Origin of the sequence: Lysobacter brunescens (genome assembly GCF_042677005.1) — a bacterium.
In the GTDB taxonomy this organism is placed as follows: Bacteria; Pseudomonadota; Gammaproteobacteria; order Xanthomonadales; family Xanthomonadaceae; genus Lysobacter_I; species Lysobacter_I brunescens.
The window spans coordinates 2,266,897-2,286,385 of the sequence record NZ_JBHTIF010000001.1 but is presented as its reverse complement, the minus strand read 5'-3'; the positions used below and the strand labels follow the sequence as shown (position 1 = coordinate 2,286,385).

12 protein-coding genes are annotated in these 19,489 nt (G+C 66.7%); 6 read left to right on the top strand and 6 right to left on the bottom strand.

Annotated elements, in window-relative coordinates:
• Positions 1–64 precede the first annotated feature (64 nt).
• The 3 genes from ACFQ0E_RS10035 (at position 65) to ACFQ0E_RS10025 (ending at position 4,126) form a co-directional block, all read left to right on the top strand.
• Positions 65–937: a hypothetical protein gene (locus ACFQ0E_RS10035; protein WP_386823512.1), complete on the top strand. Its 873-nt coding sequence runs from the start codon at positions 65–67 to the stop codon at positions 935–937.
• 161 nt (positions 938–1,098) lie between these two features.
• Positions 1,099–2,226: a DUF1615 domain-containing protein gene (locus tag ACFQ0E_RS10030; RefSeq protein ID WP_449284337.1), complete on the top strand. Its 1,128-nt coding sequence runs from the start codon at positions 1,099–1,101 to the stop codon at positions 2,224–2,226.
• A 355-nt stretch (positions 2,227–2,581) separates the two neighbouring features.
• Positions 2,582–4,126 (top strand): M4 family metallopeptidase, encoded by a 1,545-nt coding sequence (locus tag ACFQ0E_RS10025; protein WP_386823510.1) that lies wholly within the window; start codon positions 2,582–2,584, stop codon positions 4,124–4,126.
• Between the two features lie 62 nt (positions 4,127–4,188).
• On the opposite strand, the gene ACFQ0E_RS10020 is transcribed toward ACFQ0E_RS10025, so the two are convergent.
• The 3 genes from ACFQ0E_RS10020 to ACFQ0E_RS10010 form a co-directional block, all read right to left on the bottom strand.
• A complete protein-coding gene (locus ACFQ0E_RS10020) occupies positions 4,189–4,953 on the bottom strand; it encodes a restriction endonuclease (protein WP_386823509.1) in 765 nt (254 codons plus the stop codon).
• An 85-nt stretch (positions 4,954–5,038) separates the two neighbouring features.
• Entirely contained in the window at positions 5,039–6,493 is a 1,455-nt protein-coding gene (locus ACFQ0E_RS10015) for an FAD-binding oxidoreductase (RefSeq protein WP_386823508.1), read from the bottom strand.
• Between the two features lie 272 nt (positions 6,494–6,765).
• Positions 6,766–8,406 (bottom strand): flavin monoamine oxidase family protein, encoded by a 1,641-nt coding sequence (locus tag ACFQ0E_RS10010; protein ID WP_386823507.1) that lies wholly within the window; start codon positions 8,404–8,406, stop codon positions 6,766–6,768.
• Positions 8,407–8,888: 482 nt separating this feature from the next.
• Here ACFQ0E_RS10010 and ACFQ0E_RS10005 point away from each other — a divergent pair, with 482 nt between their 5' ends.
• Both ACFQ0E_RS10005 and ACFQ0E_RS10000 read left to right on the top strand, forming a co-directional pair.
• Positions 8,889–11,723, top strand: coding sequence for a TonB-dependent receptor plug domain-containing protein (locus ACFQ0E_RS10005; protein WP_386823506.1), 2,835 nt, complete (start codon positions 8,889–8,891; stop codon positions 11,721–11,723).
• Positions 11,724–11,953: 230 nt separating this feature from the next.
• On the top strand, positions 11,954–14,791 hold the full coding sequence (locus ACFQ0E_RS10000; RefSeq protein ID WP_386823505.1) for a TonB-dependent receptor plug domain-containing protein: 2,838 nt from the start codon (positions 11,954–11,956) through the stop codon (positions 14,789–14,791).
• 110 nt (positions 14,792–14,901) lie between these two features.
• On the opposite strand, the gene ACFQ0E_RS09995 is transcribed toward ACFQ0E_RS10000, so the two are convergent.
• The 3 genes from ACFQ0E_RS09995 to ACFQ0E_RS09985 all read right to left on the bottom strand — a co-directional run bounded on the left by ACFQ0E_RS09995 (position 14,902) and on the right by ACFQ0E_RS09985 (position 18,604).
• Positions 14,902–16,488 carry a serine hydrolase domain-containing protein gene (locus tag ACFQ0E_RS09995; RefSeq protein ID WP_386823504.1) on the bottom strand — a complete coding sequence of 529 codons (1,587 nt, stop codon included), beginning with the start codon at positions 16,486–16,488 and terminating at the stop codon, positions 14,902–14,904.
• Between the two features lie 150 nt (positions 16,489–16,638).
• Positions 16,639–17,550, bottom strand: coding sequence for a dienelactone hydrolase family protein (locus tag ACFQ0E_RS09990; protein ID WP_386823503.1), 912 nt, complete (start codon positions 17,548–17,550; stop codon positions 16,639–16,641).
• 136 nt (positions 17,551–17,686) lie between these two features.
• On the bottom strand, positions 17,687–18,604 hold the full coding sequence (locus ACFQ0E_RS09985; RefSeq protein WP_386823502.1) for a M14 family metallopeptidase: 918 nt from the start codon (positions 18,602–18,604) through the stop codon (positions 17,687–17,689).
• A 209-nt stretch (positions 18,605–18,813) separates the two neighbouring features.
• Here ACFQ0E_RS09985 and ACFQ0E_RS09980 point away from each other — a divergent pair, with 209 nt between their 5' ends.
• On the top strand, positions 18,814–19,488 hold the full coding sequence (locus ACFQ0E_RS09980) for an NAD-dependent epimerase/dehydratase family protein (RefSeq protein WP_386823501.1): 675 nt from the start codon (positions 18,814–18,816) through the stop codon (positions 19,486–19,488).
• Position 19,489 lies beyond the last annotated feature (1 nt).

The window sequence follows — 19,489 nt, the reverse complement described above, 5'->3', positions numbered from 1 at the left end:
TTTGCAAGGTGACGCGCGCCGAAGCCACGATCGCCGGCGCATCACCCACCCTGTCGGAGGCCCCATGTTCCGCATCGAAGACTTCCAGACCCCCGCCGAACTCGAGGCCATGGAGGCCACCGTGCGACGCGCCTGCGACGCCGCCGTGCTCGACCCGTTCGCGCAGTTCCTCTTCATCGACCGCTACACGCGCTGGAACGGCTATGCAGGGGCGCTGGTCGCCAAGCTGTCGGGCAACATCGGCGAGTCGCAGGACCTGTTCCTCGACCCCAACGAACCCGACCGCGCCCAGGCCGTGCGCGGCATGGATGTCGCCGGCCACGTACTCGACGCCACCGTCGACGAACACCTCGACAAGGGCCATCGCGTCCCGCACCGCACCCTCGCCCAGGCGATGCGCAAGGCCGCCGCCGATTACGCCGGGCTGTCCATCGCCGAGCGGAACGCGCTGTCGGAGCCTCCGCCGGCCTGGCTGCAGGACGTGGTCGCCCGCACCTTCCGCCACTACGGCAGCGTCGCCCACGACGCCGAAGCGCTGATCCGTTCGATCGGGACACATATCGGTTCGGAAGCGATGGCTGACCGCGAGTACGCGATCATCGACCGCGTGTTCCGCGCCGAGCGGCATCACGAAGGCTTCTACCAGTACCTGCGCGAACGCGATTTCCGGGTCGAACTCGGCGGCAAGCTGGTGCATGCCTACGCCTGGATCACGATCCACGCCACCTTCGAATCGCAGGGCGTCGAAGCCGAACACCTCGCCGAAGCGATGAAGGCGCTGGAACTGGCCGCGCGACATCGCCCGGAGCCGCGGGAACGCATCCTCGAACTCGCGCGCGAAGGCTTTCGCCACTTCGCCGACATCCAGCGCGATTTCTTCGTGCACGTCGAGCAGGAATGCCGAAACGCCGCCGGGAGCAGGCAGCGAGCAGCCTGACCCGTCCGGGACGGGCTCCCGCCGGCCGGCGCGAAGCGGGGGCGGGGACGGGCGACGGTTGCAGCGGATGCACTGAACGGTCGGACGCGCGCGCTTCCCGGCTGCGGGGCCGCCCGGCTAGAGTCGCGCGCATGCCGCCAGCCCGATCCCTGACCTCACCCGTGCGCAGCTCGCGCCCCGCCCTCGCCCGCCTGCTGCGCCAGGCCACGGCCCTGATCGTCGGCATCGCCCTGCTGGCCGGCTGCGACGGCAGCGCCACGCGGCCCAGCCCCGAACAGACCCGACGGACCCTCGAACGCCTGATGCCACGCCACGTGAAGGAGCGCGCGGCCTGGGCGCAGGACATCCAGGCCGCGTTCGCCGCGCTGGACCTGGACCCCTCGCATTCGAATCTCTGTGCGGTCATCGCGGTGACCGACCAGGAATCCAACTTCAGCCCACAGCCCAAAGTACCCGGGCTCGGTCGGATCGCGCGGAAAGAGATCGAGGCGAGGGCCGAACGCAAGCACGTACCGCTGTTCCTGGTGCGCGCCGCGCTGCAGCTGGAATCGCCCGACGGCCGCACCTGGGACCAGCGCATCGCCGCCGTCGAAACCGAAAAGGAACTCAGCGACCTGTTCGAGGAACTGATCGCGAAGGTGCCGCTGGGCCGGCGCCTGCTCGCCGACGCCAACCCCGTCCGCACTGGCGGGCCGATGCAGGTCAGCATCGCCTTCGCCGAAGCGCATGCCGACGACCGCGCCTATCCGTTCGCGCATGCCGGCTCGATCCGGCACGAGGTCTTCACCCGGCGCGGCGGCATGTATTTCGGCATCGCGCACCTGCTCGACTACCCGGCCTCCTACGAGAAACCCATCCACCGTTTCGCCGACTTCAACGCGGGACGCTACGCCAGCCGGAATGCGGCGTTCCAGAATGCGGTGTCGGTGGCGACCGGCATCCCGCTCGACCTGGATGGCGACCTGATCCGCCATCGTCGCCAGAAAGGCAGCGACGGTATCGGCGACACGGAACGCGCGGTGCGCACGCTTGCGCCGAAGCTCGGCATGGACGCTGCGCAGATCCGCCGGGCGCTGTCGAACGCGCACCGCCACGATTTCGAGGACAGCGCGCTGTACACGCGGGTCTTCGAGATCGCGGACAAGCGCAAGGGCAAGCCATTGCCGCGCGCGATGCTGCCGCGCATCCGCCTGGAGAGCCCGAAGATCACCCGCCGGCTCACCACGGCCTGGTTCGCGAACCGCGTCGACAAGCGCTACCGCGACTGCATTGCGCGCGTGCCGCGCTGACCGCGCTAGACCGCTCGAAGCCTGCATCACAGGCGCTTGTCCCGGGACATTCGCGCAACGAAACAATGTAACGCAGGCGAGATGGCGCATCGCTCCGTGACGGAAATCGCAACAGCGCACGCAAATCATCAACGTTTTGATTCATTCGGACGCAAAGGTCGCACGCGCATCGGCGCGCCGTTGACCATCGCAATGCAGCACGGCTAGCGTCGATGCGCCGCACAACGCTGCGGCAGATCAGTGCAGGGAATACCGGACACGGCCACCCGCCGACGCGGGATGCATCGTCGTGCCGGCGCATGCCGCCATGCGGCGCTTGGACATCATCCATTTCGATCACAGGGAGAGTCACGCAATGAATCGTCGTTCCGCTTATCGCATTCTCAGCGCCAGCCTGCTGCTGGCCATGGCCGGCTCCGCTTCGGCCGCGCAGTTCGTCGACCTGCACCAGGTCAACGTCGCGCAGGTCGCGCAGAAGAACGCCACGCTGGCCCGCGCCAACGTCGGCGGCATGGTCCACGCCCGCCACGCCGGCGCGCTGGGCCTCGATCGCCAGTCGCGCCTGCTCATGCTCGATCGCGACACCAGCCTGGGCGCACGCACCTACCGCTACCAGCAGACCTTCCAGGGCCTGCCGGTGTTCGGCGAACAGGTCGTCGTCAGCGAAGACACCAACGGCAACGTGCGTGCGCTGTTCGGTCGCACCGTCGCGGGCCTGGCCTCGGAAATCTCCGCCGCCGCGCCGCGCGTCAGCAAGGCGCGCGCCTTCTCGATCGCGCGCAGCGCCGGCCTCGGCCTCCGCCAGGGCTTCATGCAGATCAGCGACGCGAAGACCGAGCTGATGGTCCACGTCGACGACTTCGGCACCGCGCGCAAGGCCTACGTGGTCAGCTATTTCGCCGACTCCGCGGAAGGCGGCTCGCCGACGCGTCCGTTCGTGGTGGTCGACGCGAACACCGGCCGCATCATCACCCAGTGGGAAAACCTGCAGCATGCGCTGGTCGGCACCGGCCCCGGCGGCAACCAGAAGACCGGCCAGTACGAGTACGGCACCACCTACGGCAAGCTGGACGTCACGCAGAGCGGCACCACCTGTTCGATGAACAGCACCAACGTGAAGACGGTGAACCTCAATGGCGGCACCAGCGGCTCCACCGCGTTCTCGTACACCTGTCCGCGCAACACCGTGAAGGCGATCAACGGCGCCTACTCGCCGCTCAACGACGCGCATTACTTCGGCGCCGTCGTCTTCAACATGTACAACGCCTACATCGGCAAGCGCCCGCTCACCTTCCAGCTGATGATGCGCGTGCACTACAGCCGCAATTACGAGAACGCGTTCTGGAACGGCTCGTCGATGACCTTCGGCGACGGCGCCACGAAGTTCTACCCGCTGGTCAGCCTGGACGTGTCCGCGCACGAGGTCTCGCACGGCTTCACCTCGCAGAATTCGAACCTGACCTACTCCAACCAGTCGGGCGGCATCAACGAAGCGTATTCCGACATCGCCGGCGAAGCCGCCGAGTTCTACATGAAGGGCTCGAACGACTTCCTTGTGGGCGCGCAGATCTTCAAGGGCACCGGCGCGCTGCGCTACATGGCCAACCCGCCGCAGGACGGCAAGTCGATCGACCACGCCTCGAATTTCGTGACCGGCATGAACGTGCACTACTCGTCGGGCGTCTACAACAAGGCGTTCTACCTGCTGGCCACCAAATCGGGCTGGGACGTGCCGAAGGCATTCAAGGTCTTCGCCCGCGCGAACGACCTGTACTGGACGTCGAGCACGAACTACAACCAGGGCGCCTGCGGCATGCGCACCGCCGCAACGGACCTGGGCTACTCGACGGCCGACGTGGCTTCGGCGTTCAGCGCGGTCGGCGTGGCCTGCCCGAACTGATCCAGCCGGATCGCAGCGACACATGCACGACTCCGGCGGCGACGCGATGTCGCCGCCGGAGGTTACATTTCGGGCGTGCTCTCCTCGATCAGGCGCATGGCCTGCTCGTCGCGCCTGTCGCCATCGACAGTCACGGCATCCGGCATGGCCTGCGCGCGGATCGGCGCTGGCACGCGCACGGGCGCCATCTCGACCACCGGCGCCTGCCGATCGCGGGCGGGAGGCGACGAGACATCCGGCGGCACGGCGGTATCGGCCGTCCGCGCGAGCAGCGCACGCACCAGCAGCACGAACACCACGAGGCAGCCCAACGCGATCAGCCACCAGACTGCATTGCCCCGCCGAGCCGGGCGCGCGGTGCGAGGACGCGGGCGCGCGACCTCCGGCACGGGCAAATGCCTTTCGGACGGATCGACGAAAGGATCGGCCTGGCCGCGCTGTTCGGGCAGCTCGCCCAGCATGCCATCCAGATCGCGCGCATCGATGAGCCTGACATGGCCGTGGCGATTGGCCGCCTCGTGGTCCGCGCGCGCGAACGGCCTGCGGTCGACGAGGACCCCGCCATTCGCACCTGCGCGACCGAGATCGCGCACCAGCGACGACACCGCATCCTGCGGCCGATGCGCGCTGTCCCAGTGGCGACAGTCGAGCAGGAGCACCTCGCGATCGCGTTTCAGCAGCCAGGCCGCATCGTCGAAATCGGCGTCGCCCCTCGCGCGCTCCACCCACCAGCCCAGGTCGCGGTAATAGGCCACGAGCAGGTCCTGCAACCTCGCCCGATCCAGGCGTCGCAGCACCTCACCGGGGTGATGTTCCGATCCACGCATGCGATCCAGTCACTTCCATCCGCCTGCGCACCAGCATACGCCGACGCGCATGCAGTCCCAATGCCGGTCCTGCATGCGCACGCCTTCAGACCGGAATCGACTGCGGATAGCGGAACACGTTCTTCGGGTCGTAACTGCGCTTGATCTCGCGGAGCCTGGCCAGGTTCTCGCCGTAGTAGGCGTGCAGGTAATCGCGCTGCGCTGGGTCGATGAAATTCTGGTAGCAGAAGGACGAGGTGTAGCGTTCCATGCGATCGTGGAAACGCGACAGCCACAGCTGGTTGCGTTCGACGCGCGCCTGCGGATCCTGCGCGTTCCATTCCAGCTCGATGCTGGAGATCATCGTGTTGCGGCGATGCACGAATGCGGTCTGCGTCGGCGCCAGGCGATCGATCGCGCCGCCCATCAGGAAGAACTTCCAGGTCGCCGCCACGTTCGTGCCGGGCCAGGCGCGCAATTCTTCGAGAATGGTGGCGATCGCGGCGGGCGACAGCGAATCGGGCACGAAGCGCGAGCGCTCGTGCGAATACTCGGGATAGCCCTCCTCGGACAGGAATTCCTGTGCATCCCAGTAGGCCATCGATTCGACCGTCTGCTTCGAAGGCCGCTGCACCGCATGGACAGGCGCCAGCAGGGACGCGAGCTGCTCGCGCGTACCCGCGAGCTGGCCGAGGATCGACAGCGTCAACCCCGGCGCGCCCGCACGGGCGACGACGCTCAGCTTCATGCCCAGCGTGTCCGGCGCCGACAGCGCCATCGTCTGCAGCGCATCGAATACTTCGGCGAGGCGATCGTTCCAGGCCAGTTCGAAAACCGTGTAGTTCCCGACCTCGAAGGTCTGGAAGGTGAAGCCGGTGTTGATGCCGAAGTTGCCGCCGCCCGCACCGCGACAGGCCCAGAACAGGTCGCTGTTCTCGCGCTCGCTGCAGTTCAGCGCGCGACCGTCGGCCAGCACGATGCGGGTCTCCTTCAGGCCATCGCAGGTCAGGCCATGCGCACGCATGTTGAAGCCGATGCCGCCGCCGAGCACCAGCCCCGCCACGCCGACTTCCTTGCAACGACCATGCGTCACCGCGCGCCCGTACGGACGACAGGCCGCATAGACATTGCGGTTGCGCGCACCGCCGCCCAATCGGGCCACGCCGGTCGCGGGATCGATCTCCACCGCATGCATCTGCGAGACATTGATCATCAGGCCGGGCGTCGTCGAATAGCCGGCATACGAATGCCCGCCGCTGCGCGCCACGAGCGGCACCTCGTACGCCTGCGACCACAGCACGCTGTTGCGCACATCGGCTTCACTGGCGCACATCGCGATCGCCTGCGGCAGGCGCGAGGCGTACTGCAACGCCCAAGGCGCTGCGACCTGGCGGAAATCGGGCGACTGCGGCAGCAGTAGCGTGCCCTGCAGGCTGGCCGCCAATTCGGCCCAGGGCGGCGAACCCGCAACGCGCCCGCTCGCACAGCCGGAAAGCCAGCCGGGCAGGCCCGCAGCGAACGCGAGCCCCGCACCGGTGCGCAGGAAGGTGCGCCGCGTCATTGCGACGCCAGACCGCGCACCGTTGTCCATCACGCTGCCCTGCCCCGGATCCCGTGAATCCACATCCTTGTCCGCATCGAACATCACGCCCCCTTCCCTGTCGGTCCATGTCCTGGGCACAGCCTGTGGCTGCCCCTCCCTTTGGAGGCATTCTGCGCCATCCGCCGGGTCGACGGGCGCGTTTGCGCATGCCTGGACCGCTGTCAAAACAGACAGGGCGGCCGAAGCCGCCCTGTCGCGATGCCGCCGATGCGGAGCGAGATGCGCGAGGATCAGCGTCCGCGCAGGTAGCCGAACACTTCGCCGGCCGCACGCAGGCCCGACAGCGCCGCGCCTTCCATGAAGCCCTGCCACTCGTAGAAGCTGCTGGTGTGGTCGCCCGCGAACATCAAGTTGCCGATCGGCTTGGCCTCATTGTGCGCGGCCGTGGTGAAGTAGCCCGGGCGCGTGCTGGCGTAGGAGCCCCTCGACAGCGGGTTCGTCGACCAGTTGGCGCCGGCGGCGATCACCTGGCCATTGCCGTTGCGGCGCGCCGCGTTGATCGCACCCGGCAGCACGACTTCGAGATCGCGCAGGAAGCGGTTCGCATCGGACTGCAGGCGGCGATCGTCCTGGGTGCGCGCCGCCTGTCCGCCGAGGTAGCGGGTGAGGATGGCGCCTTCCGCGCCACCCTTGACCGCATTCGTTTCCCACGTGGCCTGCAGGCCGGGGCGATCGCTGTAGCCGCTGCCGTTGAGGCCGTGCCGGGTGTACCAGAACGATTGCTTGAAGCCGACCATCAGCTTGCTGTTGTCGCCGGCGACGGCGCTGTTGATCGCGAAGCGCTTCCACGCCGGCAGGCCCAGGCTGCTGTCCAGCTGGATGCGGCGCAGCACGGTGAACGGCAGGGTCATCACCACGGCATCGTGGTCGCTCTGCACGGTCTTGCCCGCCACGTCGAAGGTGAGGCGGATCTGCCCGTTGGCGCGCTTGTGCATCGCGACCAGGCGATGGCCAAGGGTCGGCGGCACGGGGAGGCGTTCGGCCAGGCCGGTCGCGATGCGATCGGTGCCCTCGACCACGTGCAGGTGCACGTCGGCCTGCATACCGAACGCGGCGAACTTGCTGCGCTTGTCCGCATGCGCGAAGCGCAGGAAGCTCAGCGCGCTGGTCTGGTCGATGCCGGTGCCGTACTCGGTGGCGTAGGCCGCGCCGATCAGCCTGCGCAGCCTGTCGCCGGCGCCGTGCAGGATCAGGTAATCGTCGAGGCTCATGTAGTCGTACAGGCTTTCGGCCTCGGTGAAGCGGTCGGCGGTCGGCGTGCCCAGGGTACCGAGATCCTGGCGCATGGACGCCGCGAAGCCGCGGAACTCCTCGACCATCTGCGCTTCGCTGTAGCGCTGGCCGCCGAAATCGAAATAGCGGCTGCCCGGGAAGAGCGAAGCGTCCTCCAGCGTCAGCCCGAGCATGCGGGCATAGCCCAGCATCATGTTGTGCGAGGTGCCGATGAACTCGCCGCCGAGTTCCGCCACCTGGCCGGGGAAGACGCCGCGCACGCTGTGCACGCGACCGCCGACGCGGTTGTCGGCCTCGAAGACCCGGGCACTGATGCCGCGCCGCGCCAGCTCGGTGGCAGCGGACAGGCCGGCCAGACCGGCGCCGACCACGGCCACGTTCTCGGTGGCGGTGGCCCGCTTCCAGGCCGTGCGGATGCGCCCGACCTTGGCGAAGGCGCCTGGCGCCATGGCACCGGTCGCAGCGACCGCAGCTGCGGCGGTGGCCCCCTGCGCGAACCGGCGGCGCCCGGCATTGCCGAGTGCCTCCTGTTCGGCCGTCCGTTCGATCGCTTCCTGCGCGCTCTGTCCCGTGGTCTCGCAATGCGCCGACAAACGCGCAAGGCGCATCAGCTGCGCCATCAATGTGGTGCGACTCATTCCACTGCTCCCGTAACTGGTTACCCGCCCGATGACCCGGGTCGCCCGATGGCGACGACACATCCGTGGACCGGCCCCTGAAATGTTCGATACGCCACGCGCCCGTCCCCCGGGCATGCGCATGCGCACGGCCAGTGTGCCACAGCCGGGGGACGAGCGGCAGGTCGGACCACGCCGGGGCCAGGGTCCCCATGTCCGGCCGTGGCGAATCGGCCGGAATCCTCGACGCGTGCATCCGACGCGAGCCCTCGATGGTTCACGGCGCTTCGACACGGATCACGCGCCTGGGTCGGAATGCGGTCGCGTTGACCGAGTTTGCTCGATACCGAGGAGATGTCCGCTGATGGCCTCGATCCACGAGGAGTGTCTTAAGTCACGACCTGCAGGCCGGCGACCCCCATTAAAAACATGTTAAAATCGACCTGATGTCCTTTCCGGGCCATCGTAACCTCCGCAAGCAAGTTAGCCATCCAGGAAACTCCATGACCACTCGCAGCACTTACTCCCTGCGCCGTCAGCCGCTCACTGCGGCCATTCTGACGACGCTGCTGTTCTCGGGCGGCGCGTTCGCCCAGGAAACCAACGACACCGGCGCGCAGAGCGCGCAGTCCCAGGCAGAGCCCCAGGAAAACCTCGACCGCATCGTCGTCACCGGTTCGCGCATCAAGCGCGCCGAAGTCGAAGGCCCGACGCCGGTCACCATCGTGACTGCGGATGAAATCGAGAAGGAAGGTTTCGCCACCGTCTACGACGCCCTGAACTCGCTCTCGCAGTTCACCGGCACCGTCCAGAACGAACTGAATCAGAACGGCTTCACGCCGAACGCCAGCTTCCTCAACCTGCGCGGCCTCGGCCCGGGTTACCAGCTGGTCCTGATCAACGGCCGCCGCACCGCCGACTATCCGTTGCCCTACAACAGCCAGTCCAACGCGGTGAACCTGGCCAACATCCCGGCCTCGGCCATTTCGCGCATCGAAGTGCTGTCGGGCGGCGCCTCGGCGATCTACGGCTCCGACGCCGTCGCCGGCGTGGTCAACATCATCCTGAAGACCAACTACGAAGGCGACGAAGTCAGCCTGCGCGTGGGCACCACCACCCAGGGCGGCGGCGATTCGTCGCGCCTGCAGTGGGTCGGCGGCAAGACCGGTGACCAGTGGAGCGCCACCTACGCCGTCGAGTACCTCGAGCGCGAAGAGATCTTCGCCTCGCAGCGCGACTTCATGGATTCCTTCCGCGACGATCCTTCGGTCAACTCCGCCGACGCGCTGCCCGTGGAAGGCATCCGCCTCCGCAATCGCAGCGCCGGCGGCGCCCGCATCTGGCCGAACGGCGTCGACGCCAACTGCGGCGGCACCTTCCAGGAATTCGAAACCTTCCGCGTGCCGACCAACCCGGCACTGGGCCAGCTGTGCGGCTACTACGGCTTCCCGGCGACCCAGCAGATCCGCAACGCCGACAGCAACCTGAGCGGCTATTTCTACGGCACGTACGACTTCACCGACGGCCTCCAGGCCTTCGCGCAGGTCAGCCTGTCGCAGGCCAATGCCAAGGTCGCCTCGAGCACCCAGTTCTGGTCCTCGTCGCTGGAAAGCTCCTTCACCAATCAGCTCAACGGCGCGCAGGGCATCATCTTCGCGCAGAACCTCGGCGTCTTCGTCGACGCACAGCGCATCTTCACGCCGTCCGAAGTCGGTGGCCTGGGTTCGCAGCAGACCAAGTACGACGAACGTTCGATCGACATCGCCACCGGCCTGCGCGGTTCGATGTTCGACAACCGCTTCGACTGGGAAGCCTACATCTCGCACGCACGCTATGAGCTGGAAAGCGAGCAGCCGCGCTTCCTCGCCAACAACATCCGCGACTACTTCGTCGGCCCGCGCCTGGGCACCACGGCCAGCGGCTACGGCATCTACAACCTGAACCTGCAGCGCTACTTCAGCCCGCTGGGTGTCGATGCGTTCAATTCGATGATCACCAAGGTCAAGACCGACGCGCAGTCGGAGGTCACCCAGGGTGGCTTCACGCTGAGCGGCGACCTGTTCGAACTCCCGGCCGGCGCGGTCGGCATGGCGGCGACCATCGAATTCGCCTCCCAGGAATACGACCTGCAGCCCGACGCCCGCATCCTGCCGACCTACACCGGCACCGAGCGCGTGTACAACCTGACCGGTACCGGCGGCGGCGGCGAGCGTGATCGCTACGCGCTCGGCATCGAATTCAGCGTCCCGGTCCTGGAGACGCTGAAGCTCAATGTCGCCGGCCGTTACGACAAGTACGACGACATCACCCAGGTGGACGGTGCCGCCACGTGGTCGGCCGGCCTCGAATGGCGCCCCTTCAGCAACCTGCTGCTGCGCGCGAACCACTCGACCAGCTTCCGTGCGCCCGACATGCACTACATCTTCGCGCGCGAGTCCGGCTTCTTCGTCGGCATCTTCGACGAATACCGCTGCCGTCGCGACGGTGGCAGCCCGACCGGCGCCTGCCGTACCGATCCCGACTACGTCTACACCGTCGGCGGCACGCGTCGCGGCAACCCGGAACTCGAAGAGGAAACCGGCAAGTCGACGACCGTCGGCGTGGTGTGGGACATCGTCGACAACCTGTCGATCAGCGTCGACTGGTACAACATCAAGCTCGAAGGTGCGGTCAGCGACATCAGCACCGATTACCTGCTCCGCAACGAAGCCGACTGCCGCCTGGGCCAGCGCCGTGACGGCAGCCCGGTCAACAGCTCTTCGAGCGACTGCGCGTACTTCCTGAGCCTGGTGAACCGCGTCGGCACCGGTCCGTTCACCGACGACCAGGTCGGTTCCTATCGTTCGATCCCGATCAACCAGGCGATGATCGAAACGTCGGGCATCGACGCCACCGCGCGCTACCGTCTCGACACCGATCGCTTCGGCAACTTCAACTTCAACCTGGGCTGGACCCACGTTCTGAAGCTGGAAGAGCAGGAGTTCCCGGGTTCGGAAGTCCGCAACATCCGCGACAACCCGCAGTACTTCAACCAGCGCAGCCGCCTGAACTGGGGCGTGGACTGGGAACGCGGCGACTGGCAGGTGAACGTCAACGGCTTCCGCAATGGCTCGCTGCCGAACTGGGCGGAAACCGATCGCATCGCGCCGTACATCATCTGGAACGCTGGTCTGCAGAAGAAGATCACGGACAAGATGACGATCGGCTTCGCCGTGCAGAACCTGCTGGACAAGGGTGCGCCGCGCGACGATACCTTCAATTCGTATCCGTTCTTCTGGCGTTCGTACAGCCCGATCGGCCGCGAAGTCTTCGCGAACATCAATTACAAGTTCAACTAAGACAAGCGGTTGTTGCGACACGAGGAGGGCGGCCATTGGCCGCCCTCTTTTTTTGTGCGCCATGAGGCGCTTGCACCTGCGCTAGCTGAACTTGGATGGAACACAGGGCGGCGATCACGCATGTAACGCCCGTAACATAGGCCGAGGTTTCGTTAAGAGCGCATTAAAATCGCCGGGCTGCCTGCCACGCAGGCATCGCAACCTCCACGCAAGACCCCCACAGGATATTCATGACCCCTCGCAATACTTCCGTATTGCGTCGTCAGCCGCTGTCTGCGGCCATTTTGACGACGCTCCTGCTCTCCGGCGCCAGCTTTGCCCAGGACACCAGCACGAACCCGCTCCAGGATGAGCAGGCACCCTCGGGCGAACAACAGAATCTGGACAAGATCGTCGTCACCGGTTCGCGCATCAAGCGCGCCGAAGTCGAAGGGCCGACCCCGGTCACGATCGTCACCGCCGCGGAAATCGAGAAGCAGGGCTTCGGGACCGTCTATGACGCCCTGAATTCGCTCTCGCAGTTCACCGGCTCGGTCCAGAACGAACTGAACCAGAACGGCTTCACGCCAAACGCCAGCTTCCTCAACCTGCGCGGCCTCGGCCCGGGTTACCAACTGGTGCTGATCAACGGCCGCCGCACCGCCGACTACCCGCTGCCCTACAACAGCCAGTCGAACGCAGTGAACCTGGCCAACATCCCCGCTGCCGCCATTTCCCGCATCGAAGTGCTGTCGGGCGGTGCCTCGGCGATCTACGGCTCCGACGCCGTCGCCGGCGTGGTCAACGTCATCCTGAAGACCAATTTCGAAGGCGACGAATTCGACCTGCGCGCGGGCACCACCACCCAGGGCGGCGGCGATTCCGTGCGCCTGCAGTGGGTCGGCGGCAAGACCGGCGACCAGTGGAGCGCCACCTACGCCGTCGAGTACCTGGAGCGCGAAGAGATCTTCGCCTCGCAGCGCGACTTCATGGACTCCTACCGCGACGATCCTACCCGTACGCCGAACAGCGACCTGCCGGTGGAAGCGATCGCCCTGCGCAACCTCAGCGCCGGCGGGACGCGCATCTGGCCGAACGGCGTCGCAGCGAATTGCGAAGGCACGTTCGGCGACTTCGAATCCTTCACCGTGCCGTCGGCACCGTCGCTGGGCGAACTCTGCGGTTACTACGGCTTCCCAGCGACCCAGCAGATCCGCAACGCCGACAGCAATCTCAACGGTTATTTCTACGGCACCTACGACTTCGCCAATGGCATGCAGGCCTTCGCGCAGGTGAGCCTGTCGCAGGCCGACGCGAAGATCGCGTCGGGCACGCAGTTCTGGTCCTCGGCCTCGGACAGCACCTTCGACAACGCCGCCTTCGGCACCCGGGGCGTGTTCTTCGCGCAGAACCTGGGCGCCTATGTCGACGCGCAGCGCATCTTCACGCCGTCGGAAGTCGGTGGCGTCGGCTCGCAGCAGACCCGCATCCGCGAACGTTCGATCGACGTGGCGGCCGGCCTGCGCGGCACCCTGTTCGACAACCGCTTCGACTGGGAAGCCTCGCTCTCGCACGCGCGCTACGACCTGGAAAGCCGCCAGCCGCGCTTCCTGGCCAACGGCATCCGCGACTACTTCGCCGGGCCGCGCCTGGGCACCGATGCGAATGGCTTCGGCGTCTACAACCTCAACCTGCAGCGCTACTTCAGCCCGCTGGGCGTCGACGCCTTCCGCTCGATGACCACCCAGGTGAAGACCGAGGCTGATTCGTCCGTCACCCAGGGCGGCTTCACGCTCTCGGGCGACCTGTTCGAGCTGCCGGCCGGCGCCGTGGGCATGGCGGCCGTGGTGGAATTCGCGTCGCAGCAGTACGACCTCGATCCCGATGCGCGCATCCTGCCGGGCTATGCCGGCACCGAGCGCATCCTCAACCTGAGCGGCGGCGGCGGCGGCGGCGAGCGTGATCGCTACGCCGTGGGCGTCGAATTCAGCATTCCGGTGCTGTCGACCCTCAACCTCAACCTCGCCGGCCGCTACGATCGCTACGACGACGTCACCAACGTCGACGGCGCGGCGACCTGGTCGGCTGGCGTGGAATGGCGTCCGGTCAGCAACCTGCTGCTGCGCGCCAATCACGCCACCAGCTTCCGTGCGCCGGACATGCACTACGTGTTCGCGACAGATTCGGGCTTCTTCACCAACGTGTTCGACGAGTACCGCTGCCGTCGCGACGGCGGCAATCCGACCTCGACCGCCTGCACCAGCAATGCGAACTACGCCTACGAGATCGCGGGCACGCGCAGCGGCAGCCGCGACCTCGAAGAGGAGAAGGGCGAATCGACGACCGTCGGCGTGGTCTGGGACATCGTCGACAACCTGTCGGTGAGCGTGGACTGGTATCGCATCAAGCTCGAAGGCGGCGTGAGCGACATCAACACCGGCTACCTGCTGCGCAACGAAGCGGACTGCCTGCTCGGCCAGCGCCGCGACGGCACGCCGGTCAACGGTGCTTCGGCCGAATGCCTGTATTTCACCGGTCTGGTGAACCGCGTCGGCACCGGCCCGCTGACCGACAACCAGATCGGTTCGTACCGTTCGTTCCCGATCAACCAGGCGATGACCCGCACGTCCGGCATCGATGCCACCGCGCGCTACCGCCTGGATACCGATCGCCTCGGCAACTTCGACTTCAACCTGAGCTGGACGCACGTGCTCAAGCTGGAAGACGAACTGTTCAGCGGCTCGGGCGTGCGCGACCTGCGCGACAACCGCCAGTTCACCAACCAGCGCAGCCGCCTGAACTGGGGCGCGAACTGGGAACGCGGCGACTGGCTCGTCAACGTGAACGGTTACCGCTACGGTTCGCTGCCGAACTGGGCGGAGACCGGCCGCATCGCGCCGTACATCGTCTGGAATGCCGGCGTGCAGAAGCGGATCACCGACAAGGCCACCATCGGCCTGGCCGTGCAGAACCTGCTCGACAAGACGGCGCCGAGGGACGAATCGTTCAACGCGTATCCGTACTTCTGGAACAGCTACAGCCCGATCGGCCGCGAAGTCTTCGTGAGCTTCAACTACAAGTTCGACTGAGGCATCCGGTTGTCGTGATACGAGAAGGGCGGCCAATGGCCGCCCTTCTTTTTCTTGCCGGAACATCCTGGCGCCTTCCAATCGTTCGACGCTTGAGGATCCGAGGCGTGTCACGGCACTTGCTGTCGGGATGCCGCCATCGCATCGAACAATGCGTTGGTGACCGCACTGCCCCAGTCGAAGCCGGCCGGGTCGAAATCGGAATTGATGATCAGCACCAGTTCGATGCCGTTGGAGAAACGCATCACCAGCGTGTTGATCTCGCCCGGATTCATGGCGGCGGGATGGAAGCCGCCGTGCCACCACCAGCGGACATCACCGTAGGGCGTGGCGCGCTGCCCCCAGCCCTGGAAGCCGAGCAGGTCCTGCCGCATCCGCTCCGGCAGACGGTTCGGGAGAATCGAGCCCAACGACTCGTTGAGTGCGGCGAAATAGCGCGACAGCTGACGGGCCGACATGAACCAGCCCTGCGAGCCACAGACGAGCGACATGTCGCCGAAGTCGCCCCCATTGTCGTTCGGCGCGGCATGCTTGTAGGCCAGCCCCTGCTTGGCACCATCCGTCGGGGCGCAGGACAATTTCGGCAGGCCTGCCTTCGAGAACAGCTCGGCATTGACGTAGTTGGCGTAGCTGTTGGCCATCACGATGGCATGTTCCTTCTCGATCTGCTCCGGCGTGAAGATACTCAGGACAGGCTTGACCAGCGTGCCGCGGATGACGGGGAACATGACACGCATCAACGCGTAGTTGTGGTTCTGGTAGCAGCCGATGGCACCGGCCGTGGCGGCATTGCCATTGCAATCCCGGGTCTTGTCGGCAACTACGATGCCGCGTTCGACGCAGCGCTTGACGCCTGCGTAGTCGACGCCATCGCCGTCCAGGCAGCGAAAACCGCTGCGGTGCGTGAGCAGTTCCCGGAAGGTCACGGTATCGACACCCGCCCCCGGGGTCCAGTTGTAGGGCAGGTACTTGGCGACCTCCGCGTCCACATCGATGCCCTTCTCCGCCAGCAACTTCAGGATCGCCGCAGCTGTGATGTTCTTGGAAACGCTGGCCAGCGTGTAACTGACATCGACGGACATCGCCATCTGGCCGTCCTGCTGCAGGCGCGCGGATCCCGCCGCGCGTTCGACGGACGTCTCGCCTCGCTTCGACACGACGAACGCATAGCCGTAGACCTTGCCTTCAAGCTGCGCGGCGATCCGGTCGGCATACGAAGCGAGCAGGTTGGGCAATCGCCGGCATCCGATGCCGATCCCGGCATTGCGGTATTCGATGCAGCGCTGGTACGCCATGCTGGCGTAGGTCTCGTCAGGACAGCGGAAGCTCGAACGCCCCCTGAGGCTGTCCACGCAACGCGCATCCAGCAGGCGCTGGTGAGCTTCGGCGAGCGTGGCCCGGCGAGCAGCCCTGTCGGGCTGTCCCTGCAGCGTGCAGTAATTCATCCGGCCCCGTCGCAGCTCAGCCATGCAGGCATCATGTCCCGCCTGCGTGTTGCACAGGGCTTCGTTTGCACGGCCCAGGAAGCGCGAGCAGCCATGCCCTGCATAGTCCATCTCCGCACGCGCGATCTGCGGCGCGCACCAGTAAAGCAGAACTGCAGCGAGCAGTCCGATGATGCCTCTGTTCATGTGTCGCTTCCTCGTTCCGAGTGGTCGTTCGTTCCCTGGGCGCTCAACGCTGCGCAGGCCCCGCACGGATGCGTTGTGCTGGGCGTGGAAGCGGCTCGGATCAGGACAACGCAGCGTCGAGGTGCGATGGGACAGCCAACGGCCGATCGCGGATCGGATCAGGCATCAGGGCAGGCGTGCAGACGGGCGCCTGCGGATCGCAGGCGCCCATGTCGCTCAGGACTTCGCGGGCTTGCGCAGCGTGCGCTCGAAGAGCGCGAGGGTGCGCGACCAGGCTTCGCGCGCGGCGGCTTCGTCGTAGCGCGGCGTGGTGTCGTTGTTGAAACCGTGCTGGGTATTCGCGGGCTGATAGAGCGCGTAGCGCGTGCCGGCCTGCTTGAGCGCGGCTTCGTAGGCGGGCCAGGTCGCATTGACGCGTTCGTCGTTGCTGGCGAGGACGATGAGGAGTTCGGCCTTGATGTTCGGAACGTCTTCGGTCTTGGGTGCGCCGCCATAGAACGGGACGGCGGCGTCGAGGTCGGTCAGCTGCGTGGCGAGGAAGTTGGCCATCGCCCCGCCGTAGCAGAAGCCAACCGCGCCGAGACGGCCATTGCCGCCCTTGATGCTGCGCAGCATACGCGCGGCGGCGAGGAAATCCTGCCGCGTCTTCATCTGGTCCAGCGTCTGGAACGTGGCGCGCGCCTTGTCCTCGTCGCCGGGATAGCCGCCCAGCGGGAACAACGCATCGGGTGCGAAGGCGATATAGTTCTCCAGCGCGAGCCGGCGCGTGATGTCCTCGATGTGCGGATTGAGTCCGCGGTTCTCGTGGACGACCAGCACCACCGGCAGCGGCTTGCGCACTTTCGCCGGCTTGACCAGATAACCGCGCGCGGTGCCATAACCGTCGGGCGACGGGAATTCGAGGTACTCGGCCTTCAGGCGCTTGTCGTCGGGCTTGACCTGCTGCGCCATCGCGAACTGCGGCGTGAGTGCGGCCAGCAGTCCGGCGGCGGTGGTCGCGCCGACGGCGAAGCGTGCGGCGCCGAGCATGAATCCACGGCGATCGATATCGCCGTGCACGTACTTGTCGAACAGCCGGAGCACTTCCGGGTCGAAATCGTCAGCCGTCTTCCGGGGCGGAGTCGTCATGTCGCAGCCTCGCTGGTTCGGGAATCCGGACTCTACTCCACTCGCGAGGCCGGGATGCGGTCACGCCGCAGCCGCCAAGACTCGCCAACGCCGGCGAGCGGTCGTTCCTGTCGCGCGATCGGGCCGGCGCGCCGACTCACTGCGCCAGCACGAATCCGATCGCCGCGTCGACCGCGACCGCCTGCGCTGTGTTGCATTGCTCTGGCGTCGCGCGCGGGCTGTCGGGATAGACCTCGGTGGTCGTGGTGTAGCGCGCGCCCGTGATGCCGGCGCACAGGCCCAGGGCCTTGAGCGGATAGCGGATCACGCCATGGGCGACGACCTCGGAACCGATGATCTCGCCCTTGTCGTCCGCCGGCGCGATGTGGGTCACGCGTTCGACGGCTTCGATGATCGCCTGCTGGAAGGCCGGCTGCGGGTTCTCGGTGTCGTCGACCAGGTAGAAACCGTCGGGGATCAGGCCGGGCTCGAACGGCTTGCCGTCGCGGGCGGCGAGCGCGGGGCGGAATTCGGACTCGTCGCTGTCGGTGGTTTCGTGCAGGTCGATGTGCGCGACGAAGCGGCCGAGCAGCGGCGCGACCAGGCGCATCAGCGCTGCAGACTCCTGCGCCGGGCTCGGTTCGCGGAACGAGCGGTTCGGATCAATGCCGTCATGGTTCCAGCGATGGATCCGCTCGTAGGCCCAGGGGCTGACGCAGGGCGCGACCAGCAGGTTGACCTTGCCCGCATACGCCTCGGCGTGCAGGTCGACGAAGCGCAGCGCGCCATGGACGCCGCTGGTTTCGTAGCCGTGCACGCCACCGGTCACCAGCACGCAGGGCAAGGCCTCGTCCCAGTGGCGGCTGCGGATCGCGAACAGCGGATGACGCTCGTCGCTATACACGAGCTCGCCGTACTGTTCGACATCGAAGCGGTCGCGCAGGCGATCGATCACGCTGACCACGTCGTCCGCATAGCTGCGGTGACGGACCTGGCGGGCCCGCCAGGCGTCGAATTCGGCAGGTCCCCAGGCGCGACTGGGCGTGCCGATCGGGTAGAAAGCGGTCTCGGTCATGGATGCGGGCTCGCAAGGGCAGGCGCACAGTGTAGGCCAAGCCGATCCGGCAAACCGTGGACGGGCAGGCGTCGCAGAACCAGAGGCTTTCTACGGCGCGGACAGACGCATGGATTCACCCATGCGCGCAACGATGCCTTCCCCTGGGCGCATGCCCACTGCAGGCGTGCGGACCTATCCTGTCGCAGATCCATGCAGGAGGAACGCCGATGCGCGTACTCATCACCGGCGCCACCGGCCTGATCGGCCAGGGCGTCCTCCACGAGACTCTGGCCGATGCCGGAGTCGCACGCGTCGCGCTGCTCAGCCGACGCACCAGCGGGCGCGACGAGCCGCGCCTGCGCGAGCTGATCGTGCCCGGCCTCGATGCCCTGGAAGCGGTCGAAGACGCGCTCGCGCCGTTCGATGCCTGTTTCCATTGCGCCGGTGCGCTGCCGCTGGGCACGCCCGAGGCCCAGTACCGCCACGTGACGCTCGACCTGACCCTGCATGTCGCACAGACCTTCGCCCGACTCAACCCGCAAGGGCGGTTCCTGTACATCTCCGGTGCGCATGCGAACGCCCGCAGTCGGATCATGCCGCTGCGGGTGAAGGGCGAGACCGAGGCAGCGCTGCAGGCGCTGCCGATCCGCACCGTGATGCTGCGTCCCGGCGGCGTGCAGCCGGTGCACGGCGAGCGGTCGCCGCACGCGGCGATGCGTCCGCTTTACGCCATCACCGGCCCGCTGATGGGCATCGGCGTCCGCCTCACGCCGGGACTGATGACGAGTACCGCCGCGATCGGCCGCGCCCTGCTCGCGCTGGCCCGGATGTCGGACCCGCCGGCGATCGTGGAGAACGCGGCGATCAACCAGTTTCTCGCCCGGGCCCCGGAAGACGGATAAT

What these genes read in the sequence shown, in the direction of transcription:
- ACFQ0E_RS10015 (WP_386823508.1), bottom strand. Translation starts at nt 6,493, where the DNA reads ATGACGCGGCGCACCTTCCTGCGCACCGGTGCGGGGCTCGCGTTCGCT.
- ACFQ0E_RS10010 (WP_386823507.1), bottom strand. Translation starts at nt 8,406, where the DNA reads ATGAGTCGCACCACATTGATGGCGCAGCTGATGCGCCTTGCGCGTTTG.
- ACFQ0E_RS09990 (WP_386823503.1), bottom strand. Translation starts at nt 17,550, where the DNA reads ATGACGACTCCGCCCCGGAAGACGGCTGACGATTTCGACCCGGAAGTG.
- ACFQ0E_RS09985 (WP_386823502.1), bottom strand. Translation starts at nt 18,604, where the DNA reads ATGACCGAGACCGCTTTCTACCCGATCGGCACGCCCAGTCGCGCCTGG.
- ACFQ0E_RS10035 (WP_386823512.1), top strand. Translation starts at nt 65, where the DNA reads ATGTTCCGCATCGAAGACTTCCAGACCCCCGCCGAACTCGAGGCCATG.
- ACFQ0E_RS10025 (WP_386823510.1), top strand. Translation starts at nt 2,582, where the DNA reads ATGAATCGTCGTTCCGCTTATCGCATTCTCAGCGCCAGCCTGCTGCTG.
- ACFQ0E_RS10000 (WP_386823505.1), top strand. Translation starts at nt 11,954, where the DNA reads ATGACCCCTCGCAATACTTCCGTATTGCGTCGTCAGCCGCTGTCTGCG.
- ACFQ0E_RS10020 (WP_386823509.1), bottom strand. Translation starts at nt 4,953, where the DNA reads ATGCGTGGATCGGAACATCACCCCGGTGAGGTGCTGCGACGCCTGGAT.
- ACFQ0E_RS10005 (WP_386823506.1), top strand. Translation starts at nt 8,889, where the DNA reads ATGACCACTCGCAGCACTTACTCCCTGCGCCGTCAGCCGCTCACTGCG.
- ACFQ0E_RS09980 (WP_386823501.1), top strand. Translation starts at nt 18,814, where the DNA reads ATGCGCGTACTCATCACCGGCGCCACCGGCCTGATCGGCCAGGGCGTC.